The organism is Streptomyces sp. NBC_00090 (assembly GCF_045160815.1).
Taxonomy (GTDB): Bacteria; Actinomycetota; Actinomycetes; order Streptomycetales; family Streptomycetaceae; genus Streptomyces.
On record NZ_CP108224.1, the window covers coordinates 3,322,528 to 3,346,729 of the forward strand.

23 protein-coding genes and 1 tRNA gene are annotated in these 24,202 nt (G+C 72.8%); 11 read left to right on the top strand and 13 right to left on the bottom strand.

Going from position 1 to position 24,202, the window contains the following annotated elements:
- Positions 1 to 138: 138 nt before the first annotated feature.
- Together OG361_RS14505 and OG361_RS14510 are read right to left on the bottom strand one after the other, a co-directional pair.
- Positions 139 to 369, bottom strand: coding sequence for a hypothetical protein (locus OG361_RS14505; protein WP_405853698.1), 231 nt, complete (start codon positions 367 to 369; stop codon positions 139 to 141).
- Entirely contained in the window at positions 366 to 782 is a 417-nt protein-coding gene (locus tag OG361_RS14510) for a hypothetical protein (protein ID WP_405853699.1), read from the bottom strand. The genes OG361_RS14505 and OG361_RS14510 overlap by 4 nt, the downstream gene beginning before the upstream one ends.
- 106 nt (positions 783 to 888) lie before the next feature.
- On the opposite strand from OG361_RS14510, the gene OG361_RS14515 reads away from it, so the two are divergent.
- Together OG361_RS14515 and OG361_RS14520 are read left to right on the top strand one after the other, a co-directional pair.
- The gene (locus OG361_RS14515; RefSeq protein ID WP_405853700.1) at positions 889 to 1,716 is read left to right on the top strand and encodes a helix-turn-helix transcriptional regulator; all 828 of its coding nucleotides are present in this window, start codon (positions 889 to 891) and stop codon (positions 1,714 to 1,716) included.
- Positions 1,713 to 1,922: a DUF397 domain-containing protein gene (locus tag OG361_RS14520; protein ID WP_405853701.1), complete on the top strand. Its 210-nt coding sequence runs from the start codon at positions 1,713 to 1,715 to the stop codon at positions 1,920 to 1,922. The genes OG361_RS14515 and OG361_RS14520 overlap by 4 nt, the downstream gene beginning before the upstream one ends.
- Positions 1,923 to 1,992: 70 nt before the next feature.
- On the opposite strand, the gene OG361_RS14525 is transcribed toward OG361_RS14520, so the two are convergent.
- The gene (locus OG361_RS14525; protein ID WP_405853702.1) at positions 1,993 to 3,639 is read right to left on the bottom strand and encodes a beta-N-acetylhexosaminidase; all 1,647 of its coding nucleotides are present in this window, start codon (positions 3,637 to 3,639) and stop codon (positions 1,993 to 1,995) included.
- A 193-nt stretch (positions 3,640 to 3,832) separates the two neighbouring features.
- On the opposite strand from OG361_RS14525, the gene OG361_RS14530 reads away from it, so the two are divergent.
- On the top strand, positions 3,833 to 4,108 hold the full coding sequence (locus tag OG361_RS14530) for a hypothetical protein (protein WP_024758123.1): 276 nt from the start codon (positions 3,833 to 3,835) through the stop codon (positions 4,106 to 4,108).
- Positions 4,109 to 4,163: 55 nt separating this feature from the next.
- Entirely contained in the window at positions 4,164 to 5,981 is a 1,818-nt protein-coding gene (glmS, locus tag OG361_RS14535) for a glutamine--fructose-6-phosphate transaminase (isomerizing) (protein ID WP_384575319.1), read from the top strand.
- A 177-nt stretch (positions 5,982 to 6,158) separates the two neighbouring features.
- Here the strand turns inward: glmS and OG361_RS14540 are convergent, their stop codons facing one another.
- Both OG361_RS14540 and OG361_RS14545 read right to left on the bottom strand, forming a co-directional pair.
- Entirely contained in the window at positions 6,159 to 6,725 is a 567-nt protein-coding gene (locus OG361_RS14540) for a GPR1/FUN34/YaaH family transporter (protein ID WP_405853703.1), read from the bottom strand.
- A gap of 164 nt (positions 6,726 to 6,889) precedes the next feature.
- Positions 6,890 to 7,411 carry a universal stress protein gene (locus tag OG361_RS14545; protein ID WP_384575325.1) on the bottom strand — a complete coding sequence of 174 codons (522 nt, stop codon included), beginning with the start codon at positions 7,409 to 7,411 and terminating at the stop codon, positions 6,890 to 6,892.
- 343 nt (positions 7,412 to 7,754) lie between these two features.
- On the opposite strand from OG361_RS14545, the gene OG361_RS14550 reads away from it, so the two are divergent.
- The 4 genes from OG361_RS14550 (at position 7,755) to OG361_RS14565 (ending at position 10,723) form a co-directional block, all read left to right on the top strand.
- The gene (locus OG361_RS14550; protein WP_405853704.1) at positions 7,755 to 8,192 is read left to right on the top strand and encodes a hypothetical protein; all 438 of its coding nucleotides are present in this window, start codon (positions 7,755 to 7,757) and stop codon (positions 8,190 to 8,192) included.
- Between the two features lie 410 nt (positions 8,193 to 8,602).
- Positions 8,603 to 9,772: a helix-turn-helix domain-containing protein gene (locus OG361_RS14555; protein WP_405853705.1), complete on the top strand. Its 1,170-nt coding sequence runs from the start codon at positions 8,603 to 8,605 to the stop codon at positions 9,770 to 9,772.
- Positions 9,773 to 9,932: 160 nt separating this feature from the next.
- Positions 9,933 to 10,535, top strand: coding sequence for an oligoribonuclease (orn, locus tag OG361_RS14560; protein WP_405853706.1), 603 nt, complete (start codon positions 9,933 to 9,935; stop codon positions 10,533 to 10,535).
- 115 nt (positions 10,536 to 10,650) lie between these two features.
- Positions 10,651 to 10,723 (top strand) — tRNA-His (locus OG361_RS14565).
- A 57-nt stretch (positions 10,724 to 10,780) separates the two neighbouring features.
- Here OG361_RS14565 and OG361_RS14570 read toward each other — a convergent pair.
- The gene (locus OG361_RS14570; protein WP_405853707.1) at positions 10,781 to 12,121 is read right to left on the bottom strand and encodes an endo-1,4-beta-xylanase; all 1,341 of its coding nucleotides are present in this window, start codon (positions 12,119 to 12,121) and stop codon (positions 10,781 to 10,783) included.
- Positions 12,106 to 14,808 (bottom strand): cellulose binding domain-containing protein, encoded by a 2,703-nt coding sequence (locus OG361_RS14575; RefSeq protein ID WP_405853708.1) that lies wholly within the window; start codon positions 14,806 to 14,808, stop codon positions 12,106 to 12,108. Before OG361_RS14575 ends, OG361_RS14570 begins: the two co-directional genes overlap by 16 nt.
- Positions 14,809 to 15,008: 200 nt before the next feature.
- On the opposite strand from OG361_RS14575, the gene OG361_RS14580 reads away from it, so the two are divergent.
- Positions 15,009 to 15,905, top strand: coding sequence for an extracellular solute-binding protein (locus tag OG361_RS14580; protein ID WP_405853709.1), 897 nt, complete (start codon positions 15,009 to 15,011; stop codon positions 15,903 to 15,905).
- 11 nt (positions 15,906 to 15,916) lie between these two features.
- Here OG361_RS14580 and OG361_RS14585 read toward each other — a convergent pair whose 3' ends face one another.
- The 3 genes from OG361_RS14585 to OG361_RS14595 form a co-directional block, all read right to left on the bottom strand.
- Entirely contained in the window at positions 15,917 to 17,452 is a 1,536-nt protein-coding gene (locus OG361_RS14585; protein ID WP_405853710.1) for a cellulose binding domain-containing protein, read from the bottom strand.
- A 343-nt stretch (positions 17,453 to 17,795) separates the two neighbouring features.
- Positions 17,796 to 19,205, bottom strand: coding sequence for a sensor histidine kinase (locus tag OG361_RS14590; protein WP_405853711.1), 1,410 nt, complete (start codon positions 19,203 to 19,205; stop codon positions 17,796 to 17,798).
- Positions 19,202 to 19,903 carry a response regulator transcription factor gene (locus OG361_RS14595; protein WP_405853712.1) on the bottom strand — a complete coding sequence of 234 codons (702 nt, stop codon included), beginning with the start codon at positions 19,901 to 19,903 and terminating at the stop codon, positions 19,202 to 19,204. The genes OG361_RS14590 and OG361_RS14595 overlap by 4 nt, the downstream gene beginning before the upstream one ends.
- An 87-nt stretch (positions 19,904 to 19,990) precedes the next feature.
- Between OG361_RS14595 and OG361_RS14600 the strand changes: the two genes are divergently transcribed.
- Positions 19,991 to 20,581, top strand: coding sequence for a hypothetical protein (locus OG361_RS14600; RefSeq protein ID WP_405853713.1), 591 nt, complete (start codon positions 19,991 to 19,993; stop codon positions 20,579 to 20,581).
- Between the two features lie 9 nt (positions 20,582 to 20,590).
- On the opposite strand, the gene OG361_RS14605 is transcribed toward OG361_RS14600, so the two are convergent.
- Together OG361_RS14605 and OG361_RS14610 are read right to left on the bottom strand one after the other, a co-directional pair.
- Positions 20,591 to 21,457 (bottom strand): spermidine synthase, encoded by an 867-nt coding sequence (locus tag OG361_RS14605; RefSeq protein ID WP_405853714.1) that lies wholly within the window; start codon positions 21,455 to 21,457, stop codon positions 20,591 to 20,593.
- 112 nt (positions 21,458 to 21,569) lie between these two features.
- Entirely contained in the window at positions 21,570 to 22,013 is a 444-nt protein-coding gene (locus tag OG361_RS14610; protein WP_405853715.1) for a hypothetical protein, read from the bottom strand.
- A 224-nt stretch (positions 22,014 to 22,237) separates the two neighbouring features.
- Here OG361_RS14610 and OG361_RS14615 point away from each other — a divergent pair, with 224 nt between their 5' ends.
- The gene (locus OG361_RS14615; protein ID WP_405853716.1) at positions 22,238 to 23,524 is read left to right on the top strand and encodes a tetratricopeptide repeat protein; all 1,287 of its coding nucleotides are present in this window, start codon (positions 22,238 to 22,240) and stop codon (positions 23,522 to 23,524) included.
- 24 nt (positions 23,525 to 23,548) lie between these two features.
- Here the strand turns inward: OG361_RS14615 and OG361_RS14620 are convergent, their stop codons facing one another.
- Positions 23,549 to 24,142, bottom strand: a complete 594-nt coding sequence (locus OG361_RS14620; RefSeq protein ID WP_405853717.1) for a histidine phosphatase family protein — start codon at positions 24,140 to 24,142, stop codon at positions 23,549 to 23,551.
- Positions 24,143 to 24,202 lie beyond the last annotated feature (60 nt).

Below are 24,202 nucleotides of genomic sequence, written 5' to 3' on the forward strand. Positions count from 1 at the left end.
TCTCGGTCCCTGAACAAGGAGTGCCCGGCGGCCGACGGCCGCCGGGCACTCCTGCGTGTCCAGGTCACCGGGTGACGACGAGAGCCATGACGAGGACGCCGACGACGCCCACGACCGTGACGGCCACGGCGTGGAGCCTCACCGGGGGCCGTCCGTCACCAGGGCGACGCACTCGACCGTCACGGCGAACGTGTCGTGCCCGGTCTCGACGGTGTGCGCCAGGCATTCGACGTTTACGCCGGGCGGTTGGGCGGAGGGCGGAGTCTCCCAACCACACCCGCCGTCCAGGCAGTGGGCCGTCGCGACGGTCTCCCCCTGGGGGTGCGGGCCGATCCGGTGCGTGACGGGTACATCCACCGGCGCCGTCACGGCTTCACGATCCGCATCTTCGGCGGGTCGTGCGGGTGGTTCCGGATCTCCACCACGCAGTCCACGGCGGCGGATTCGTCGTGCCGGGGTCCGGTGCCCATATAGAGGTCGAACCATCGCACCAGATACGCACACAGCGTGCAGTCCGGAACCGGCTCGGGCCGGGGGCGGAGCCCATGGTCTGCGGAGAGGACGAGTGCGGGAGGTACGGGGGTGGTGAGGATACGGATGCTCGACCACTCGCCCTCGGTCGGCGCACGTAGATCCTCGGGCGAGGCGGCCCACTCGGCACCGCCGCCCGGAGGACGCAGGTAGACACTCCCGGCCTGACTGCGCGACACCCTGCCGAGCCGGGTCGTTCCGTTGGCGATGTCGGCGACGTACGCGCCGGCGGCGGGTTGGTGTACGGACATGGTCGCTCCTCTCCGTAGCGGATCCACTACCAGGGGTGCCCAGCGTGACCTACAGTCAGGAGCGCATCAACGTGTCGCGGAAGGACGGAAAGTTGGTGACGAACCCTTGAATATCAAGGAGTTGGACCCCGAGAGTTCTCCACAGGCGGCGTTCGGGGCCCGTCTGCGCCGGTTACGCGAGGAACGCGGCTGGTCCCAGGAGGAGTTGGGTTCGCGGATGGGGTACTCCGGGACGCATCTCTCCTCCGTCGAAACTGGCCGCAAGATGCCGACTTTGCGTCTCGCCCGACGTGCGGACGCGGCCTTGGGAACGGGCGATTCGTTCGAGCGCGAGTGGCGCAGCATGCGGCAGGGGGCGCTCCTGGAGGGCTTCCCGGAGTACGTGGAGCACGAGGCCCGGGCAGCGGAGATCCGGCTGTACGAGGTGGGCGTCATACCCGGCCTGCTCCAGACGCCCGAGTATGCGACCGTGATCACCGAGAGCGCCGTCAAGCGGGGAGCGATCACCACGGAGCAGGCCCACGAGCGTCTGACAGTCATCGCGGAGCGCCAGGCCGCACTGGTCCGCGCCTCTCCCCCGCTGATCTTCGTCGTCCTGGATGAAGGCTGCATCCGCCGCCCCATCGGGGGGACGGCCGTCATGCAAGACCAGTTGGCGCGGTTGGTCGAGTTCGCCGAACAGCCGAACACCGTGCTTCAGATCGCCCCATTCGACATGGGGATTCGGCGGCCGCTCAGCCTGCCGGTCACCGTGCTCACGATGCCTGATCGCTCGCTGATGTCGTATGCCGAGTCCGCCCAGCGTGGCCATCTGGACCGTGAAATCGCCTCAGTCCTACCAATGCTGACGACCTACCATCAACTACAGGCCGAAGCGCCCTCCCAGGCGGAATCCGTGGCCGTGATCAACCAGGCGCGAAAGGGCACCCCGTGACGACCGAATCCCCCCGTTGGTTCAAGTCCTCCTACAGCGAGAACGGCGGCCAGTGCGTCGAGGTCGCCACCAACTTCGCCGTCTCACGCGGCACCGTCCCCGTCCGGGACTCCAAGCACCCCACCGGCCCCGCCCTCAACCTCCCCGCCACCGCCTTCACCGCCTTCGTGGCCGGCGTCAAAGGCAACGGGTTCGGCAACGCCTGACCCACCCACACACGTGGAACGCCCGGCCAGGGCTCCCCGGCCGGGCGTTCCACGTGCGTGACCAGACCGGCTACTCCCCCGGCCAGGGCACCTGCGGCGAGCGGTAGTAGTCGATGCCCATCGCCTCGAAGCGCGGGGCCTGTTCCGCCAGGCGGACCTTGTACGTCTCCCAGTCGTGGGTCGACGCCGGGGACCAGCCCAGCTCGGCGATCCCCGGCAGGCGCGGGAAGGCCATCACGTCGAGGTCGTCCATCGTGGCGAGGGTCTCCGTCCACAGCGGGGCCTCGACGCCCCGGACAGAGTCGGCCGGCGCCCCCGGCAGGTACGTCGCCGGGTCCCAGTCGTACGAGCGCCGCACCTCGACGTATCCGGCCCAGGCGAGGCCGAGCGGGGTGTCCTTCGTGTACTTCATGTCGAGGTAGGACCGGTCGGCGGGCGAGAGGACCAGCCCGGTGCCGTTGCGCGCGGCGGCGGCGACCCGTTCCTTCTCGGCGGCGGGGGTGCGGTCGAGGCCCCAGTACTGGACGAGGGCGCCCTCGGCGGGCTTCGTACCGGTCAGCTGGTGCCAGCCGACGACCTTCTTGCCGTACTTGGCGACGAGCGGCTGCACCTTGTCCATGAAGGTCACGTAGTCGGCGTGGCTGGTGGAGTGGGCCTCGTCGCCGCCGATGTGGAGGTAGCGGCCGGGAGTGAGGGCGGCGATCTCACGGATCACGTCGTCGACGAAGTCGTACGTGACGGGCTTCGGGACGCAGAGGGAGCTGAAGCCGACCTTGATGCCGGTGTAGAGGGGCGGGGCGACGCCGTCGCAGTTGAGTTCGGCGTAGGAGGCGAGGGCCGCGTTGGTGTGGCCCGGCAGGTCGATCTCGGGGATCACCTCCTGGTAGCGGGAGGCCGCGTACCGCACGATCTCCCGGTACTCCTCCTTCGTGTAGAAGCCGCCGGGACCGCCGCCGACCTCGGTGGAGCCGCCGTAGGTGGTGAGCCGGGGCCAGGAGTCGACGGCGATGCGCCAGCCCTGGTCGTCGGAGAGGTGCAGGTGGAGCGTGTTGATCTTGTAGAGGGCGAGCTGGTCGATGTACCGCTTCACCTCGTCGACGGTGAAGAAGTGACGGGCGACGTCGAGCATGGCGCCCCGGTAGGCGTAGCGCGGGGTGTCGGTGATCGTGCCGCCCGCGATCTTCCAGGGGCCGGCCTGGACGGAGTTCCGCTCGACGGCGGAGGGCAGCTGCTGGCGCAGGGTCTGGACGCCGCGGAAGAGGCCCGCGGGTTCACGGGCGGTGAGGGTGACGCCGCCGGGGCCGGAGCGGAGGCGGTAGCCCTCGTCGCCGAGCGCGGTGTCGCCGGGGCTGAGACGGAGGCGGATGCCGCCGCGGGCGCCGGCCTCGTCGACGACGGGCAGCGGGAAGCCGGTGGCGGGGCGGAGCAGTCCGGCGAGGTAGCGGCCGAGGGCCTTGGACTCGCGGGAGGCGCTGTCCACGCCGATGCGGGTCGCGCGGGTGAGGGTGTACGGCTCGCCCTCGGGGGTGACGGAGGCGGGTACGGGCACGATGCGGCCGAGCGGGCGCACCTCGGGCTCGGCGGCGGCCGCGGCCTTGCCGTCGGTTCCGGTGCCGGCGTATCTGCTGTCGGCGGTGGCCTCGCCGCAGCCGACTCCGGCGGTGGCGACCAGGAGCAGGGATCCGATCAGGCGCGGAATCGTTCGGCGCTGTCTCACAGGCATGGTCCCCTTCGGGCGAATGGACGCGTCTGTCGATGTGTATCCGAACCGTCACCATGCGTACCGCCGCACCCTGCGATCGGTCAAGGTCTAGGCCAATCCCCTCGTTCCGGGGCTCAATCGCGGCCGTCCTGCCCGATTTCGGGCAGGATTCTTGCAAAGAGCCGGGTGCGCACCTCAGTATTCACGGGTGCTCGAACGCCGCCCGTCGCACGACGACCTCGTCGACCATCTGGTCCGCAGCACCGCGCTCCAGCGCGGTGAGGCCGCCCGGGTGGTGCTCGACGTGCTGGCGTACTTCGACGAGACGACCGAGGAGTTCGTCCGCCGCCGCCACCGCGAACTGCAGTCCGGCGGGGCGGTGAACGCCGAGATCTTCGAACGGATCGCGGCGGAGCTGCCGCACCGGGCCGTGGCGCCACCGGAGCTCTCGCTCCGGCAACTGCGCCGCATCGTCTACGGCTGAGGCCCGCCTCGGCGGCCGGAAAGCACCATCACAGACCTGGAGGGGTTTCACCTTTATGTGCGGAATTGTCGGTTACATCGGAAAGCGTGACGTCGCCCCGCTGCTGCTGGAAGGCCTGCAGCGGCTCGAGTACCGGGGATACGACTCCGCCGGCATGGTCATCACCAGCCCGAAGGCCACCGGCCTGAAGATGGTCAAGGCCAAGGGCCGGGTCCGTGACCTGGAAGCCCGCGTCCCCAAGCGCTTCTCCGGCACCACCGGCATCGCCCACACCCGCTGGGCCACCCACGGCGCCCCCAGCGACGTGAACTCGCACCCGCACCTGGACCCCGAGAACAAGGTCGCGGTCGTCCACAACGGCATCGTCGACAACGCCCAGGAGCTCCGCGCGAAGCTGGAGGCCGACGGCGTCGTCTTCGCCTCCGAGACCGACACCGAGGTCATCACCCACCTCATCGCCCGGTCCCAGGCCTCCACCCTGGAGGAGAAGGTCCGCGAGGCGCTCAAGGTCATCGAGGGCACCTACGGCATCGCCGTGATGCACGCCGACTTCAACGACCGCATCGTGGTGGCCCGCAACGGCTCCCCGGTCATCCTCGGCATCGGCGAGAAGGAGATGCTCGTCGCCTCCGACGTCGCCGCCCTGATCGCCCACACCCGCCAGGTCGTCACCCTCGACGACGGCGAGATGGCCACCCTCAAGGCCGACGACTTCCGCACCTACACGACCTCCGGGACGACCACCACCGCCACCCCGGAGACCGTGGAGTGGGAGGCCGCCTCCTACGACATGGGCGGCCACGACACGTACATGCACAAGGAGATCTCCGAGCAGCCCGACGCGGTCGACCGCGTGCTGCGCGGCCGGATCGACGACCGCTTCTCCACCGTGCACCTGGGCGGCCTGAACCTCGACGCCCGCGAGGCCCGCACCATCCGCCGGATCAAGATCCTCGGCTGCGGCACCTCGTACCACGCCGGCCTCATCGGCGCCGGACTCATCGAGTCCATGGCCCGCATCCCCGCCGACGCCGAGCCGGCCTCGGAGTTCCGCTACCGCAACCCGGTCGTGGACCCCGACACCCTCTACATCGCCGTCTCCCAGTCCGGTGAGACCTACGACGTGCTGGCCGCCGTCCAGGAGCTCAAGCGCAAGGGCGCCCGCGTCCTCGGCGTCGTGAACGTCGTCGGCTCCGCCATCGCCCGCGAGGCCGACGGCGGCGTGTACGTCCACGCCGGCCCCGAGGTCTGCGTCGTCTCCACCAAGTGCTTCACCAACACGGTCACCGCCTTCGCGCTGCTCGCCCTGCACCTGGGCCGCATCCGCGACCTGTCCGTCACCGACGGCAAGCGGATCATCGAGGGCCTGCGCAAGCTGCCCGCGCAGATCAGCGAGATCCTCGAGACCGAGGACGAGATCAAGAAGATCGCCGCGGAGTACGCGGGCGCCCAGTCGATGATGTTCATCGGCCGTGTGCGCGGCTACCCCGTCGCCCTGGAGGCCTCCCTCAAGCTGAAGGAGATCTCCTACATCCACGCCGAGGCGTACCCCGCCTCCGAGCTGAAGCACGGCCCGCTCGCCCTCATCGAGCCGGCCCTGCCGACGGTCGCGATCGTCCCCGACGACGACCTGCTGGAGAAGAACCGCGCCGCCCTGGAGGAGATCAAGGCCCGCAGCGGCCGCATCCTCGCGGTCGCGCACCAGCCGCAGGCGAAGGCCGACCACACCATCGTCGTGCCGAAGAACGAGGACGAGCTGGACCCGATCCTGATGGGCATCCCGCTCCAGCTCCTCGCCTACCACACGGCGCTCGCCATGGGCCGCGACATCGACAAGCCGCGCAACCTGGCCAAGTCCGTCACGGTCGAGTAGCAGCCGGTCGGGGCCTGTCCCCCCGACCCGCACCGCCGGGCCTGTCCCCCGGCGGTTCGACCGGACACGAGAACGGTCCCCGTGCACACCCAGGTGCACAGGGACCGTTCTTTTTTGGGCTCGGTTCGCCTCCGGGGCGCTCGTGCGCCCCTTCGGCTCACTCGCCGGCGCTCGTGGTCACCCGGCAGCGGGCGCGCTCGTGCTCGCCGTGCGCCGGAGGGTGGTCGGCCAGCCCGCCACCGCGGCCGTCGCGCCGTACCAGGCGACGAGGCCGGCGACCGCGGCCGCCCAGCCGCCCGCCTTCGCGAGGCCGCCGTTGTCGGCCAGCGCGCCGATGCCGATCAGCAGCAGCGCGACGAACAGCAGCCCGTACACGCCCTGTCCGAACAGACCGCTGCCCGAGGCGGCCATCGTCAGTGTGAGCGCCAGGAGCGCCCACAGGAGCATGAAGAGCCCCACCGCGTCCGCCGAGGCCCCGCCGCCGACCGCGGTCCCCCAGGTGAACCAGAAGGCGCCGAGCGCCGCGTACGCCGTGCCCTCGCCGGTGCTGCCGCCGCGCAGGGCGACCAGGCCGACGAGGAAGAGCGCCACCCCGCCGACCCAGGTGGCGAGGCCCGCGGCATCCGCTGCCGCGACGTTGTCGATGACACCCGTCCCGCCCAGCCCGAAGGCCAGCAGGGTGAGTCCGAGTGCCAGGTGTCCGAGAGTGGAGGTGCTGTTTCCCGCGGCGACTTCATTGTCCACGGCGGGCTCCCTTCAGGAGTGCAGTCATGCTGCGTGAGCTGCTGTGATCCGGTGACCCTTATCTACCCTTCACAAGCGCACAATTCACCTGAGGAAGGCCGAATTTATGGCCGGGGAGCGCCAGTTGACGAAGAGTGGCGGTGCGATGCGGTCGCCCGCGACGCCTACGGGATGACGATGACGGGCCGCTGGGCGCGGCGCGCGAGGCGGCCGGCCACCGAGCCGAAGATCCGGCCGACGATCCCGTGCGTGGAGCCGACCACGATCGCGTCGGCCGAGTACTCGCGGCCGACCTCCTCCAGCTCGTGGCAGATGTCCCCACCGCGCTCGACGAGGATCCACGGCACCTCAGAGAGGTGCTCGGCACAGGCGAGCTCCAGACCGAGGACCTCGGTGCGGTGGTCCGGCACGTCGACGAAGACCGGCGGCTCGCAGCCGGCCCACACCGTGGTGGGCAGCCGGTTGGCCACGTGCACGATGATCAGGCCGGAGCCGGAGCGGCGGGCCATGCCGATGGCGTACGCGAGGGCTCGCTCACTGGACATGGAGCCGTCGAAACCGACGACCACCCCGTGCCGGAAGGCCGGGTCGCAGGAGTGGCGTGGCTGTTCTACCGCGAGGGGGTCGACCGTGGAGTCGGCGACGCGCTTGCGGTCCGCGGGTTCGGAGAATTCGTGACCGGCCATCGGTGTCTCGGCGAAGAGAGTCCTCGTGGGAAGGGACGGGAATGGAGGGGACGGAACAACGGGTGGCGGCGGAGCTGTGTCCGGGAATCATCTTCCCAAGCCCATACCCCCAAGGGTACGGCGACACTCCTCTCCTGCCCAGAGCCCGCCGTGCCACTCCCCGGCGTGCGCACCGCTCTCACGCGGCGTCCCAGGGAGCATGCACGAGGGGTTCGCGATCTGGCAATGCCGGTTGTGCCCTACAGGCGTCCTTACAGGGGCCAAACGGACGTCGCCCACAGTGACCGGAACATTCCGCTCCTCGTTGCCACAGGTCCAGCCCACCGTCGCAGGGAGACCGCCCGTGCCCGCACCATCGACCGCCGCCGGCCAGACCTCCGCCGCCCCCGCGCCCGCCCCCGCGCTCGGCTCGCCCCGCGGCCGCCGCCGCGCCCCCGTCCCCGCCCCCGCCCCCGCCGCGGCGACCCCGTCGACCCCGGGCCGGGAGCCGGGGACGGAGAGAGGGGCCGGAGCGTGGACAGGAGTGGGGACGGGATCGGGGACGGGACCGGGGACGGGGGTGCGGACGGGAGTGACGGACCCCGCCGGTGACGTCGTCCGGTGGTCGGCCTTCTGCTGCGTCCTGGTCCCGGTGGTACTCGTCGTCTACGGCACCTCGCTCGGCGGGGCCGCCGGCACCGCGCTCGGCCTCGTCTCGGTGACGGCTGCCTGCCAGGTGCTGCTGCGCCGCTCGGAGCGCGGACTACGGGACGAAACCGTACGAAACAGGCGCCGAAACTGAGCCGAAGCCGGTCCCGACCCCCTTCGAGTTGACAGGTTCGCACAACCGAACCCATATGATTTCAGCCAACTTCCATCCGTCGGCGAGTCCTTGGCGGAACGGTTGGCCAACCCCGGCACCGACGACCCCGAAAGCCCCGCAACAAGGCCCCGCACCCTACGCTCACGGGCAGGTTCGCGGTGCCGCCCCTTCCCTTGGCGACCGCCAGGTGGAACGCTTCGCGATCGATCGCTTCGCGCCAAGTGGCCTTGTCGACAATCCACCGGATGGAGAACTTGTCACGCCGGCGCCACGGGACACAGTAGATTCGATCATGGGTACCGAAGACTGGGGTCTCGTGCAAAACCGAGGGGAAACGTGCAGGAGCGACACGACCAGGGAGACGCGAACACCGAGGGGGGCTTAGCGTCATGAGCCAGGACTCCGCCGCACCGGAGGTCGCACGGAAGCTGTCCGGGCGCCGCCGTCGCGAAGTCGTCGCGGTGCTGCTGTTCAGCGGCGGCCCCATCTTCGAGAGCTCCATCCCGCTCTCCGTTTTCGGCATCGACCGGCAGGACGCCGGGGTGCCCCGTTACCGGCTGCTCGTCTGCGCCGGCGAGGACGGTCCGCTGCGCACCACCGGCGGCCTCGAACTCACCGCGCCGTACGGCCTGGAGGCGATCAGTCGCGCCGGGACCGTCGTCGTGCCGGCCTGGCGGTCGATCACCTCGCCGCCGCCGCCGGAGGCGCTCGAAGCGCTGCGCCGTGCCCACGAGGAGGGCGCCAGGATCGTCGGTCTGTGCACCGGCGCCTTCGTCCTCGCCGCGGCCGGCCTGCTCGACGGCCGCCCGGCGACCACGCACTGGATGTACGCGCCGACGCTCGCCAAGCGCTATCCGTCGGTCCACGTGGACCCGCGGGAGCTCTTCGTCGACGACGGGGACGTCCTCACCTCCGCCGGCACCGCGGCCGGAATCGATCTGTGTCTGCACATCGTGCGGACCGACCACGGCACCGAGGCCGCGGGCGCGCTGGCGCGCCGGCTGGTCGTCCCGCCGCGGCGCAGCGGCGGTCAGGAGCGCTACCTCGACAGGTCTTTACCAGAAGAGATCGGCGCCGACCCGCTGGCCGAGGTCGTCGCCTGGGCGCTGGAGCACCTCCACGAGCAGTTCGACGTGGAGACCCTGGCCGCTCGCGCGTACATGTCACGGCGGACCTTCGACCGCCGGTTCCGCTCGCTGACGGGCTCGGCCCCCCTCCAGTGGCTGATCACGCAGCGGGTGCTCCAGGCGCAGCGGCTGCTCGAGACCTCCGACTACTCGGTCGACGAGGTCGCGGGCAGGTGCGGCTTCCGCTCCCCGGTGGCGCTGCGCGGCCACTTCCGGCGCCAGCTCGGCTCCTCGCCGGCGGCCTACCGGGCCGCGTACCGGGCCCGGCGGCCGCAGGGTGAGACCAGCACGGCGGTGCTCGACCCGGTCGTGCCCGCCCAGGTCGCCGCCGGAATCCGGCGCCCGGGCTCCGCGCTGGAGCCGGGGAAGCAGCACGCGGACGCCTACGCCCCCGGCCGCCCCTCCCTGCCGGGCCAGCGCAGCGCGCCGTAACGCAGCGCGCCGTAACACCGACCCGCGCGGCCACAAGCGGCGCACCGCAGGACCGACGGGCGCCCGGGGACACCTCCCCCGGGCGCCCGTCGGCCGTTCCCCGGGGGCGCGGCACCGCGGCCCCGGCCCTGATCCGCCGGACAGGACCTAAGGTGGACGCATGAACGATCGCATGGTGTGGATCGACTGCGAGATGACCGGGCTCTCGCTGACGGACGACGCACTCATCGAGGTGGCCGCACTGGTCACCGACTCGGAACTGAACGTGCTCGGCGACGGGGTGGACATCGTGATCCGCCCGCCGGACGCGGCCCTGGAGACCATGCCGGAGATCGTGCGCCAGATGCACACGGCCTCGGGTCTGCTCGACGAGCTCGCCGGCGGCACCACGCTCGCCGACGCGGAGGCCCAGGTCCTCGCGTACATCCGCGAGCACGTCAAGGAAGCCGGCAAGGCGCCGCTGTGCGGGAACTCGGTCTCCACGGACCGCGGCTTCCTCGCCCGTGACATGGCCGCCCTGGAGAGCCACCTGCACTACCGGATCGTCGATGTCTCCTCGGTCAAGGAGCTGGCCCGCCGCTGGTACCCGAGGGCGTACTTCAACAGTCCGGAGAAGAACGGCAACCACCGGGCGCTCGCCGACATCCGCGAGTCCATCGCGGAGCTGCGCTACTACCGCGAGGCGGTCTTCGTCCCGCAGCCCGGACCGGACTCGGAGACCGCGAAGCGGATCGCCGCGCGCCACGTCCTGCCCGCGGAATAGACCCGTCCGAACGGGGTCGCTCGCGTCCGGAATCAATGCGGGCGCGAGCACCCCTCAGGACCCTGTAGACTTCTTCTCGGCCGGTCGGGGAAACCCAAGAAAATCGCCGGTCATGGTGGGTATAGCTCAGACGGTAGAGCACCTGGTTGTGGTCCAGGATGTCGCGGGTTCGAGTCCCGTTACTCACCCTGAAGGCCGAGGCCCCGGTTCGAAAGAACCGGGGCCTCGGTCGTTTTCGTATGACGCTAGCCGCAGGTGAAGGCCGCCGGGGGCGGGTTGGTGCCCGACCAGGCGCCGTTGAACCCGAACGAGACCGAGCCGCCCGGCGGGACCGTCGCGTTGTACGAGAGGTTCGCCGCCGTCACCTCCGCCCCGGTCTGGGTCACCGCGGCGTTCCAGGCCTGGGTGACCCGCTGGCCCGCCGGCTGGCTCCAGCGGACGGTCCAGCCGTTCAGCGCGGCCGTCCCCGTGTTGCGGAGGGTGACCTGCGCCGTGAAGCCGCCCGTCCACTGGCTCGTGACCGCGTATGTGACGGAGCACACACCCGGGGAGGGCGGGGTGACCGGGGCGAGCGTCTCGGCGATCCCGGCGCGGGCCGGCTTCGGGGCGAGGCTCTCGTCGTACGGGGTCGCCGCGCCCTGGCCCGGGAAGAAGTCCGGGATCCAGGAGTCGGAGTCGGTGAAGCCCCAGACCGTGACGCCCGCGCAGCGGGTGACGGCCAGGCAGGCGCGCAGGACGGAGGCGTAGTCGGCCTTCTGCTGCGCGAGCTTCGCGTCGGTCGCGGGCAGGGTCATCCGGATGTCGAGCTCGGTGATCGCCACGTCCACGCCGAGCTCGGCGAAGCGGCGCAGGTTGGTCTCGAGGGAGGCCGGGACCTGGCCGAGGACGAGGTGGGCCTGGAAGCCGACGCCGTCGACCGGGACGCCCTGCGCGAGGAGCCTCTTGACCAGGGCGTACATGCCGTCGCTCTTCGCGCCGACCCCGTCGGTGGAGTAGTCGTTGAGGTACAGCTTCGCCGCCGGGTCGGCGGCCCGGGCGGCGCGGAAGGCGTCGGCGATGTACGACTCGCCGAGCGTCGCCCCGAAGACGGACTGCCGGAGCGTGCCGTCCTCGTTCAGGGGCTCGTTGACGACGTCCCAGTGGTCGATCCGGCCCTTGTAGCGGCCGGCCTGGGCGGTGATGTGGTCGGTCATCAGGGTGCGCAGCCGGTCGGCGGTCCAGGTGCCGCCGCTCACCCAGGAGGGCAGCTGGCTGTGCCAGACGAGGGTGTGGCCGCGGACCCGCTGCCCGTGGGCCTCGGCGAAGGCGACGACCCGGTCGGCGCCGGTCCAGTCGTACGTGCCCCGGGTGGGTTCGACGGAGCCCCATTTCATCTCGTTGCCGGGGGTGATCGAGTTGAACTGGGCGGCGGCCAGGTCCGCGTATCCGCCCGTGAGCTTTCCGGCGGTGACGGCGGTGCCGAGGTAGCGGCCGCGGGCCTCCGCGAGCTCCCTCAGCGGGGCGTCGGCCGCCGCGGCGGGCGTGGTGGCGAGGGTGGTCAGGGCGGCGGCGAGGACCGCCGCCCCGGCGATCAGGCGACGGAGCACGTCGCACCTCCGAGGGTGAAGGCGGCGGGTACGGGGTTGGTGCCGGCCCAGGTGCCGGTGAAGCCGAAGGAGGCGGAGGCCCCGGCGGCGACGGGGCCGTTCCAGCCGACGTTCCGGGCGGTGACGGCGGAGCCCGTCTGGGCCGGGGTGGCGTTCCACATCTGGCCGATCCGCTGCCCGGCGGGGTACTCCCAGCCGAGCTTCCAGCCGGTCCAGGCGGTGGTGGAGGTGTTGGTCAGGGTGACGTCGGCCTGGAAGCCGCCCTGCCACTGGTTGGTGACCTTGTAGGCGACCTTGCAGGCGCCGGTCGGCGCGGGCGGGTCGGTGGGGTCCGGCGGGTCGGTGGGGTCGGTGCCGCCGTCGCCGCCGCCGGTCTCCGTGGTGTCGCCGTAGATGATGCCGCGCCCGTTGGTGGAGACGTACACGCGGCCGTAGACCCGGGGGTCGCCGGTGATCGCGCCGCCGGTCCAGCCCCACTGGTGGGCGTCGTCGTTGATCCGGACCCAGCTCGCGCCCGCGTCGGTGGAGCGGAAGACGCCCCGTACGCCGCCGATCTTCGCGCTCGTGTAGAGCGCGGGGTACGTGGCACCCGGCGCGGCCTTGCCGAAGCCGATGGTGTCGGCCTGCTCGACGCCGGAGGCCCGGGTGAAGCCGGCGCCGCCGTCGGTGGAGTGCCAGAGGCCGTAGGTGGCGTCGGTGGCGCCGCCGGCGAACCAGATGTCGCCCTTCTTGCCGGGGACGGCCTTGAAGCGGGCGTTGCCCTTGGCCGGGAGGCCGGTGGCGCGGGCGGTGAAGCTCGCGCCGCCGTCCGTGCTGGCGTAGAAGGTGCCGTCCTTGAAGCCGTAGAAGGTCTTCGGGTCGACGCGGTCGGACTCGACGGTCGCGCCGGCCGGGATGCCGGTGGAGGCGGTCCAGGCCGTGCCGTAGCCGGTGGCCGTGTGCACGCCCGCGGTGCCGTCGGGGCTCCAGACGAAGCGGCTGCCGTCGGCGGCCGCGGCGACCGTGCCGCCGCCGGTGACGCCCGAAGGCTCCTGTCCGGCGAACCAGTTGGCGCCGTTGTCGGTGGAGAAGGCGACGCGCGGCCCGCCGTCGAGGTTGCCGGAGCGGACGACCGTGTTCGGGTTGGTCTCGGCGTAGTCGAGGCTGGTGGTGGAGGTGAAGTTCGGGGAGGTGAACATCATCGACGGGACCGTGGTGAGGTCCGTGTGCCGGAAGCCGCCGATGTCGCCGAGGGCGCTGATCAGCGGGGCCCCGGAGGGCGGGGAGGCCAGGTCGAGGACGGCGGTCTCCTCAAGCCCCTTCACCATGGGCCTGATGGTGAAGTTCGTCCCCGTGTCCCACTTGGTGAGCTCCTGGGTGCCGTAGATCGTGGCGCCCGTGCCGTACATCATGCGGTTCGAGTCGAAGGGGTCGATCTCCAGGGCCTCGGTCATCCAGCCGAGCTTCGGGGTCTGTTCGGGCGGGGCGGGGTTGGCGCCCCAGCTCAGCCAGGGGACGGAGGAGACGTCCATGGTGTAGCGGTTGGCGCGGGTGGGGTACGAGGTGTAGTCCCAGGCCTTGGTCCAGGTGGAGCCGGAGTCGGTGGAGCGGAAGATCTGGGTGTCGGGCCACCAGGCGCTGTAGCCCGAGACCATGACCGTGCCGGGCTTCTGCCGGTCGACGGTGAGGCCGCTGAAGCCGTGGAAGGTGTCGGCCTCGGCGACGGGGCTGATGTTCTTCCACTCGCCGGTGGCGGTGGCGTACCGCCAGACCTGGCCCTTGCCGCCGTCGTAGGGGCCGGCCCGGTCGCTGTACGCGAGGTAGAGATGGCCGTTCGCCGCGTCGAGGACGCCCTTGTGGGCGAGGTAGCCGGTGGGCTGGCCGGGCAGCCGGGTCCAGGTGGCGCCGGCGTCGGTGGAGCGGTAGACCGCGTTCTCCTTGTCGCCCACGCCGACGTAGATCGTGCGGGTCGCGGTCCCGGCGGTGCCGGTGGACTCGTCGAAGGTGACCCAGACGATGCCCTGCTCGTCGGAGTTGTAGCCACTGGTGTCGGCCGGGTCCTGCTGGAAGTCGCCGGGGTTGGTGAAGGTGGTGACCTTCGACCAGGTCGCTCCCGAGTCGGTGGAGCGCCACAGGCCGTTGCCGCTGGGGGCGCCGAGGTAGAGCACGCTGTTCTTGTGCGGGTCGACGGCGAGGCGTTCGCCCATGCCGCGGCCGGGCATGTTGCCGCCGAGCTTGAAGGGGAGGTCGGTGCGCTGCCAGGTGGCGCCCCGGTCGGCGGAGCGGAGGACGGCGCCGTTGCCGGGGTCCCAGTCGTTCGTGTACGTGCCGACCGCCGCGTACACCCGGTCGGGGTCGACGGTGTCGGAGGCGAGGCCGACGACTCCGGTGTGGCCCCAGTGGTCCCAGTCGACGGAGTCGAGGAGCGGGGTCCAGGACGAGCCGGCCTGGTTCCAGCGGTAGACGCCGCCGATGTCGGTGCGGGCGTAGACGAGGTCCTTCTCGGCCCGGTTGAAGACGATGCCGGGGACGAAGCCGCCGCCGTCGATCCGGACGTTCTTCCAGGTGTACGAGGAGGCCACCGCCGTGGTGGCCATGGGGGCGTCGGGGGTCGGCGCGGCGGTGGGGGCGGCGGTGGCGGGGACCGCTCCCGCGAGGAGGCCCGCTGTCAGGGCGAGCCCCGCGAGGAGGTGGCGTGTTCTGCGCATGGATATCCCGTCGAAGATTGAATGGGAGCGCTCCCACTATTGAGTCGGTGTCAGAACACGGTCAAGGTCCGGGAACCGTCGAAGACGTTCGACGACCAGGCCCCCGCTGCCGCCGGACGAGTGGTGCGGGCGGTGAGTTCCGCTCGGCCCGGCGAGCTGTCCCCCGCCGCCCGGACGGAGCCGCACTACGGTCGGGGCCCATGTGGAGGAGGAGCGGGAGCCGGCCGCGCGGGCCCGTCGTCCCCCTCGCCCTCGCCCTCCTCCTGGGCGCGGCGCTCTCCGGCGGATGCGCCACCGACCCCGCCCCACCGCCCGCGGCCGACGCCCCGGCCCGCGAGCCGGTGGACGGGAGCGGGCGGCGGATCACGCTCACCGTCGGGGTGTTCGGCACCTTCGGCCTCCAGGAGGCCGGGCTCTACGACACGTACATGCGGCTCCACCCGGACATCGCGGTCCGCCAGACCTCCCTCGCCCGCAACGACGTCTACTACCCGCAGCTGCTCACCCACCTCACCGCCGGCTCCGGCCTCGCCGACGTCCAGGCCGTCGAGGTCGGCAACATCTCCGAGGTGCTCGCGACCCAGGGAGGCCGGCTCGACGAGCTCGGCTCGGCGCCGGGGGTCGACCGGAACGCCTTCCTGCCCTGGAAGTGGGCGCAGGGCACCGGCTCCGACGGGCGCACCCTCGCCCTCGGCACCGACATCGGGCCGCAGGCCGTCTGCTACCGCAAGGACCTCTTCGCCCGGGCCGGGCTGCCCACCGAGCGGACCGCCGTCGGGCGGCTCTGGGCGGGCGACTGGCGCAAGTACCTTGCCACCGGGGTCCGTTACCGCGAACGTGCCCCGGAGGGCACGGCGTTCACCGACTCCGCCTCCGGCGTCATGGCGGCGGTCACCGGCAGCGCGCCGCTCGCTGCCGCTGCTCGTCGTACTCGCGCTGTTCGGGCGGCACATCGTGGGCGGGGTGATGCGGGGCGCCGTGAAGGGCTGAGGCCCGCTCGAACCGCCGACGCCTGCGCGGTGCGGCCGGGTAGGGGTGCGCGCCCCGGCCGGGGGGTGGGGTGGCTCCGGCCGGGGCGCGCGGTGTGGGGGGCCTGAGGGCCGCCGGGTCACTTGTAGGCGGCGAAGGCCTTCGTGAAGGCCAGGGGCTGCTGGAGGATCGAGGAGCAGGTGGCGTCGGCGTAGTTCACCGCTCCGGCCGCGCACTGCTTGTCACGGGTCGAGGACCACATCGAGAGCCAGCCGATCCCCTTCGACTTCGCGAAGTCGACGAGCTGCGTGGCGTCGTCGACCCGGAAGATCTCGCTGACGACGTCGTTGACGCCGATCATCGGGGTGACGGCGACGGCCTTCCAGGCGGCCGCGTCGGAGAGCCCGAGGACGCCCTTGACCTGGGCCTGGGTCGCGGTCGCGGCCTGGATCGCGTACGTCCCCATGTCCGCGCTGTACGCCGGGCCGTAGTCCATCGCCATGATGTTGACGGCGTCGACGCGGACCCCGTTCTTCTTGGCGTCGGCGAGCAGGGCCACGCCCGGCTGCGTCAGGCCCTCGGGCATGACCGGCAGCGTGAAGGAGACGTTCAGGCCGGGGTGGGTCTTCTGGAGCTGGGCGATCGCCTGGGAGCGGCGGGTGTTGGCGGCGGTGTCCGGCAGGGCCGCGCCCTCGACGTCGAAGTCGACCTTGGTCAGCTTGTACTGGTCGATGACCTTGCCGTACGCGGCGGCGAGCGCCGAGGCGGACGTGCAGTTCAGGGCCAGCTCGTGGCCGGCGGCGCCGCCGAAGGAGACGCGGACGTCACCGCCCTTGGCGCGCAGGGCGCCGATCTGGGCCGCGACCCTGTCGTTCGCGAGGTCGGTGACCCCGCCCCAGAGCGGGGCGCAGGAGCCGCCGGAGGTGATGAAGGCGAGGTTGAACTCCTTCACGCCGGTGGCGTCGGCGGTCGCGAGCAGGTCGTACGTCGGGTAGAGCGAGGTGTCGACGTACGGCGCGTACTTCGCGGCCGTGGCGGGGGCGCCCGTCGCGGTCGCGGTGGGCGTGGGGGTGGGCGCCGTGGTCGCGGTGGCGGTGGCCGTCGGGGTCGGCTTCACGGTCGCCGTGGCGGTGGCAGTGGCAGTGGCGGTGGGGGTGGGCTTCGCGGTGGCCGTCGCCGAGGGGGAGGCGGTCGCGGTGGGCTGCTCGGTGGGGCGGCCGCTGGGGGTGGGGGCGGGGCCTCCGGCGGAGCAGGCGGCCTTGTTGACGAGACAGCCGGTCGGGTCGCCGGCCTCGCCCGCGGCGGAGGTCACGAAGCCGACGGTGACGGACTGGCCGGGCGCCAGCTGCCTGTTCCAGGCGGCGGGCTTCACGGTGACGTGGCGGCCGGAGACGGTGTGCTCGCCGTTCCAGAGGGAGCCGAGGGCCGTCCCGGCGGGGAGGTCGAACTCCAGCGTCCAGTCCGCCTGGGCGGTGGTGGTCTCGTTGGTGACGACGTACTGGCCGGTGTAGCCGCCGGTCCAGGAACTGGTCCGGGTGTACGCGGCGCCGACGGCGGCGGCCTGCGCGGTCCCGCCGAGCGCGAAGGCGGCGCCGCCGGCGATCGCCGCCGCGACGACGGCTCCGACGACCTTGGTCCTGGTGCTCGCCCTGCGCCGGTGCGAACTGGTGCCCATCGCGTGCCTGCCTCTGTGTGCCGGGGGTGTGGGGGTGGGGTGCGGCAGCACGCTAGCGACCGGAGCACGGACAAAAGGGCGCCGAGGGGCCCTGGCGGGGATCCTTAGGCTCCGCTTAAGGAAGGCATCGGAACCACGAAAGGTTCGGCCCCGGAACCACCCCCGCGCGCCCTCGCCCGACCCCTTCGCCCAGCCCCTCGCCCGGCCCCCGCACACCCCCGCGCGCCCTCGCCCAGCCCCTCGCACGCCTCCGCGCAGACCCCGTGCCCGGCCCAACGCGCGCCCCGTGCCCGGCCCGACTCGCGCCCGGCCCGACTCGCGCCCCGCGCCCGCCCCGTACGGCTCAGGCGTCGGCGGCGCGCCGGGTGCCCGTGCCGCCGCGGCGGCGCCGGGCCGGGCGGTGGCCGCGGCGGGCCGGCGTACCGCCCGAGCGGCGTCCGTCGAGCCCGATCCAGACCCGGACCTCGGTGCCGCCGAGCACGGAGTGCCCGATGCGGACGTCTCCGCCGGTGGCCTCCGCCATCCGCCGCACGATGTCCAGGCCGAGGCCCGTCGAGCCGGGCCGGCCGCCGCTGTTGCCGCGGGCCATGGCCGCGGCGGGGTCGGCGATGCCGGCGCCCGCGTCGGAGACCAGGACGATGACGGCGTCGTCGCCGTTGTGGACGTCGATGGAGAAGGCGGTGCCCTCGGAGGTGTGCCGGAAGACGTTGCCGAGCAGCGCGTCGAGGGCGGCGACGAGTTCGGGGCGGGCGACCGGGATGCGGACCGGCCGCTCGACGCCCGCGACCCGGACCCGGCGGCCCTCGTCCTCCGCGAGCGCCGACCAGAACTCCATCCGCTCGCGGACCACTTCCGCCGCGTCGCAGCCGGCACCGGGCCCGGTCGCCTGGGTCTGCGGCTTCGCGTCCCGGGCGGTACGGATGATGATGTCGACCTCGCGCTCCAGCTGCTCGACCGCGGCCCGGGTCTGTTCGGCGGCGGGGCCGGAGCCGAGCGAGGCCGCGTTGAGCCGCAGCACGGTCAGCGGGGTGCGGAGCCGGTGGGAGAGGTCGGCGGCGAGCTCCCGCTCGTTGGCGAGGAGCTGGACGACCTGGTCGGCCATGGAGTTGAAGGCGACGGCCGCCGACTTGAGCTCCGGGGGGCCCTCCTCGGGGACCCGCGCGCCGAGCCTGCCCTCGCCCAGGTCGTGGGCGGCGCCGGCGAGCCGCTGGGCGGGCCGGACCATCCGGACGCCGAGCCGGTCGGCGACGGCGACGGAGCCGACGATCAGCGCGATGCCGACCCCGGCGAGGACGAGCCAGGCCGTGGCGACCCCGTTGGTGACCTCACCCTCGGGGACGAAGAGTTCGACGACGGCGACCTGGCCGCTGCTGAGCGCGGTGGGCTGGAGCAGCACGAAGCCGCCGGGCACCTCGGCGATGGAGGCCCGGCCGAGCCGGCGGGTGGCCGCGAGCTCCTCCGCGCCGGCCCTGCGGGTGCCGATCTCCAGGGCCGTTCCGCCCGGCTCGGCGGCGGGCACGTGGACGGCGAGCCGCCCGGTGGCCCCGTCCTCGGTCGTGGCGACGGCCTTGTCCAGCTCCTGGCGGTCGGTGGTGATCGCGAGGACGGGGGCGAGCCCGGCGGCCCGCCGCTCGGCGTTGGAGAAGGCCCGGTCGCGGGCCATCTCCTTGACGACGAGCCCGAGGGGTACGGCGAAGGCGACGACGACCATGGCGGTCACGGCCAGCGACACCTTGACGAGCGCCCATCTCACGGCTGCGGCTCCCGGGGCGGCTCCAGCTTCACGCCCACCCCGCGCAGGGTGTGCAGATAGCGGGGCCGCGCGGCCGTTTCACCCAACTTCCGCCGCAGCCACGACAGATGTACGTCGATGGTCTGGTCGTCCCCGTAGGACTGCTGCCACACCTCGGCGAGCAGCTCCTTGCGCGGGACGACCACGCCGGGCCGCCCGGCGAGGAAGGCCAGCAGGTCGAACTCGCGCCGGGTGAGGTCCAACGGCGTCCCGTCCAGCTCCGCCTGACGGCGCAGCGGGTCGACGGTCAGCCCGCCGACGCGGATCGCCCGGGACGGTGGCAGCTCCCCGCCCGCGGACCGCGCCCGGCGCAGGACGGCGGCCATGCGGGCCGTGAGGTGGTCCACCGAGAAGGGCTTCACGAGGTAGTCGTCCGCCCCGGCGTGCAGGAGCCGTACGATCTCGGCCTCGTCGTCCCGGGCGGTCGCGATGATCACCGGGACGTCGGTGATTCCGCGCAGCATCTTGAGCGCCTCGGACCCGTCCAGGTCGGGCAGTCCGAGGTCGAGGACGACCACGTCGAAACGGAAATGGGCGACCTCGCGCAACGCCTCCAGAGCCGTGCCGACGCTCCGTACCGTGTGGGAGGCCTCGGTCAGCTGGCGGATGAGGGCGGAGCGCACGAACTGGTCGTCCTCGACCACGAGCACACTTGCCATGGGGCGCACCGTACGCCATTCGGGGGAACGGGTGAGCAATGCGCACCCTCCGGTCCGGGTCCTCGGAGGGTGGTGCACTATGGCCCGGTGCGAAGAGGACTCGTTCACGCCCTGGCCTGGTCGCTCGCCACCGGCGCGGCGGTCACCCTGTCCTGGTGGGGGGTGCACACGGTGCTGTCCGGCACGGTGTACGACCCCCCGCGCGCGCTCCCGCTGCCGGTCGGCTCCGGCGACGCGTCGGTCACGTCCGGCAGCGATCCGCTGACGTCCTCGACGCGCCGGCCCGAGACCCCCGAGGCTCCCGCGACCTCGTCGTCGCCGCCCGCGAAGGCCACGCCGAGCGAGGAGCGCACGGCCTCCGCCGCCCCTTCCTCGGCCCCCGCCACGACCCCTTCCAGCCGGCCGAAGCCCACGACGGCGGCGCCCGCGACGACCACGGCGGCCCCCGCGTCCGATGTGCGGAGCTACCCGGTCGACGGCGGCCGGGTCACCTTCGACATCGGCGAGACCTCGGCCGAACTGGTCTCGGCGACGCCGGCGTCCGGCTGGCAGATGCAGGTGTGGAAGCAGCCGACCTGGATCCGGGTCACGTTCACCAAGGACGGCCGCGAGCTCTCGGTCTTCTGTCTGTGGCACGACAGCGCGCCCCGCGTCGAGATCGAGGACCGCGCGGTCTGAGCCCCCGGCTCAGCGGAAGACGGAAGCCGGCGGTACGGGCGAGGGTTTGGCGCTCGCGTCGGTGACCGGGGTCGCCCCGCCGGCGAAGTCGGCCAGCGCCCGCCCGTGCTCGACCCGTCCGGGGTGCGGATCGGTGGCGACCCGGCGGGTCAGCTCGGCCACCGGCAGCTCGCGGTCGGAGGCGAGCAGCACGGCGTTGCCGAAGCGGCGGCCGCGCAGCACCGTGGGGTCGGCGGTCAGCGCCAGTTCGGGGAAGACGGCGGCGGCCGTGGCGATCTGGCCGCGGAGATGGGTCAGGGGCGGGCCGTCGGCGAGGTTCGCCGCGTAGAAGCCGCCGGGCCGCAGCACCCGCCGTACGTCGCCCAGGAATTCGGTGCTGGTCAGATGGGCCGGGGTGCGGGCCCCGCTGAACACGTCGGCGATGACGAGGTCCGCCCAGCCGTCCTGCACCTTGGCGAGTCCGGCGCGGGCGTCGGTGGAGCGGACGCGTATCCGGGCGTTGGGGTCGAGCGGCAGCTCGCGGCGGACGAGCTGGACCAGGGGCCCGTCGAGCTCCACGATCTGCTGGGTGGAGCGGGGCCGGGTCGCGGCGACGTACCGGGCGAGGGTGAAGGCGCCGCCGCCGAGGTGCACGACCTGGAGCGGCCGGTTGGGCGGGGCGGCGAGGTCGGCGATGTGGCCGAGGCGCCGCTGGTACTCGAAGGAGAGGTGGGCCGGGTCGTCCAGGTCCACGTGCGACTGCGGGGCGCCGTCGACGAGCAGTGTCCAGGCGCGCGGGCGTTCCCGGTCGGGTACGAGTTCGGCGAGACCGCCGTCGACGGTCTCGACGACGGCGGCGGCGGACGCCGCCCGGTCCCGCTGTTTGTTCCTGGCCACGGTCCCATTATCCGGGCGCCGGGGGGTGTCCTGTCGATCGGGCCGGATCGGCGGGACGGCCCCCGGGGCGGAACCGCCCGGCCGGGCCTGGTTCCGTGGTCGTACCGGCCGCTCAGTGGCAGCCGTCGGCGGCCTCGATCAGGCGGGCCGCCTCGCCGAGCGCCTCGCGCAGCACGACCGGGTCGGTGACGGGGTCGGTGTCGCCCGGCGGCAGCAGCCAGCCGGCCGGCCGGGGGGTGTCGCCGGTCGGCTCGGGCAGTTCCGGCAGCTCGGGGAGGCGCAGCCCGCGCCCCGAGGTCCTCGTACACGCGCTGCCCGGCATGTCCCAGGCCGCGGCCGTGCCCGGCGGCACCAGGAAGCCGAGGGTGTCGCAGGCCCCGTCGTGCACGACGGGGCCGACCGCCGGGGCGCCGCCTCGGCGCAGGATGTCGACGGCCTCCAGGCCCTGCCGGACCGGCACGGTCACCAGGTCCCAGGGCTCCGCGAGGGGCTGGGGGGTGGCGTCGTCCGGGGCGGGCGCGTGCCACGTGGCCGACTGCGAACCGATCTCCGTCATGGGACCCCTCCTCGCTCCAGAGGAGACACGTTCCGTCTCTCCCTTACGGTTCAACGCCCGTGCGCGTCAACGGCTACGGCGCCATGCCGCTGCAAAGGATGGCAGTTCATGGCAGATCGCAGGCGAGATATCCGATTTGTAGCCAAACTCAGCGTACGCATCCGGTCACAGCAGGTACGTTCTTGCCGCCGGACCACCCGGCAGCACCAGGAGAGGGCTCGGCCATGGCGATGTCACGGGCAGTTCCCAATCTCGCCTTCCGCCGGCTCCGCGGACAGCTCTCGCCGGCGGAGTTCGCCGCGGTTGTCCGCCGGGCGGCGCGGGAGATCGGCGAACAGGTCGCGTGCGACGCCCGCTACATCGGGCGCGTGGAAGCGGGCGAGATCCGCTGCCCCAACTACGCGTACGAGCGGGTCTTCCTGCACATGTTCCCCGGACTCGGCCTCTCCGACCTGGGCTTCTCCGCGCGGGAGACGGTACGCGGCCGGCGGCAGGCCGCCCCGGCCGGGGCACGGCCTCCCGCCGCCATCTCGACCCGGAACGATGAGGAGAGCGACGTGCTGCGTCGCGCATTCATGACGAGCGGCTCCGCCACCCTGGCGGCCGCCTCGCTGGGACTCGGCGGCCCCGCCGTCGCGATCCCCGCCCCCCGCGGCACCCACCGGATCGGCGAGGCCGAGGTCCGGGCCGTCGAGGAGGCCGTACGGCAGATCCGCCTGCTCGACGACCGGCACGGCGCCGACGGGCTCTACAAGGTCGCCGCCCAGCCGCTCCGTACCGCGTACGCGCTGCTCGACACGGGAACGATGACCCGCCGCTCGACCGAGGACCGGCTGCACGCGGGCGCCGGCGAGCTCTCCCTCTCCGTGGGCTGGCTGGCCCACGACTCGGGCCGCCACGAGGACGCGCGCTCGCACTACGCCGAGGCCCTCGCCACCGCGCGGGTCTCCGGGAACGCGGCCCTGGAGGCGCACGCCTTCTGCAACACGTCCTTCCTGGCCCGGGACACCGGCCGGTACCGCGAGGCGGTCCGGGCGGCGCAGGCGGGGATGCGGGCGGCGCAGCCGCTCGGCTCGGCCCGGCTGCTCTCGCTGCTCTCGCTGCGGGAGGCGGGCGCCTGGGCGGGGCTCGGCGACCGCTCCGCCTGCGAGCAGGCCCTCGGCCGCGCCCACGGCCACTTCGACCGGGGCCCCGCCGAGGGCGACCCCGAGTGGATGTCGTTCTTCGGCGAGCCGGAGCGGGAGGCGCTGGAGGCCCAGTGCTGGTCGGCCCTCGGCGACTGGGGCCGCGCCGCCCGTCACGCCCATCGGGCCACGGTTCTGCAGAATCCGTACTTCGCCCGGAACCTCGCGCTCTACCGCGCCCATCTGGCCAAGGACCTGGCGTACGCGGGGCGGCCGGACGAGGCGGCGGCGGAGGCGAAGCGCGTCGTGGACTCCCTCGACGGCATCGCCTCGGCCCGCATCCGCGGCATGCTCGCCGAGACCGGCCGGGTCCTCGCCGCGTACTGACGGCCGGTCCATCCGGCGCGGGTCCTACTCCAGGTGGCCGGTGTCGTTCCAGCGCTCGATCGCCGGGGCGCCGTACGCCCAGCCGAGGGCCGAGAGGCTCGTCGGGTCGAGGCGGATGCGGGAGGCGAAGGAGACGTCCTCGCCGAGCCAGCGCGCGCCGATCGAGCGCAGGATGTGGCCGTGGGCGAAGACCAGGACGTCACGGTCGGTGGAGCGGGCCCACTCCACGACCTCGTCGGCGCGGTCCGAGAGCTGCGCGAGGGACTCCCCCTCCGGGACCGCGTCGCGCCAGATCAGCCAGCCGGGGCGGACCGCCTGGATCTGGGCCGGGGTCATCCCCTCGTACGCCCCGTAGTCCCACTCCATCAGCGCGTCCCAGGGCTCCGCCCGCTCGCCGAAACCGGCGAGGTCGCAGGTCTCGCTCGCGCGGACCAGCGGGCTGGTCCGCACCTCCACGTCGGGCAGCCCCTGCCAGGGTCCGCGGTGCAGACGCTCGCCGAGCAGCTTCGCACCGCGCCGGCCCTCTTCGAGCAGGGGGATGTCGGTCCTGCCGGTGTGCCGGCCGAGAAGCGACCACTCGGTCTGGCCGTGCCGGGCGAGCAGGATGCGCGGTGCCATGGGAAGGATCTCCAGGGGGTTCACGGTGCGGACGTGCCTCTCCCATCATCGCCCACCCGA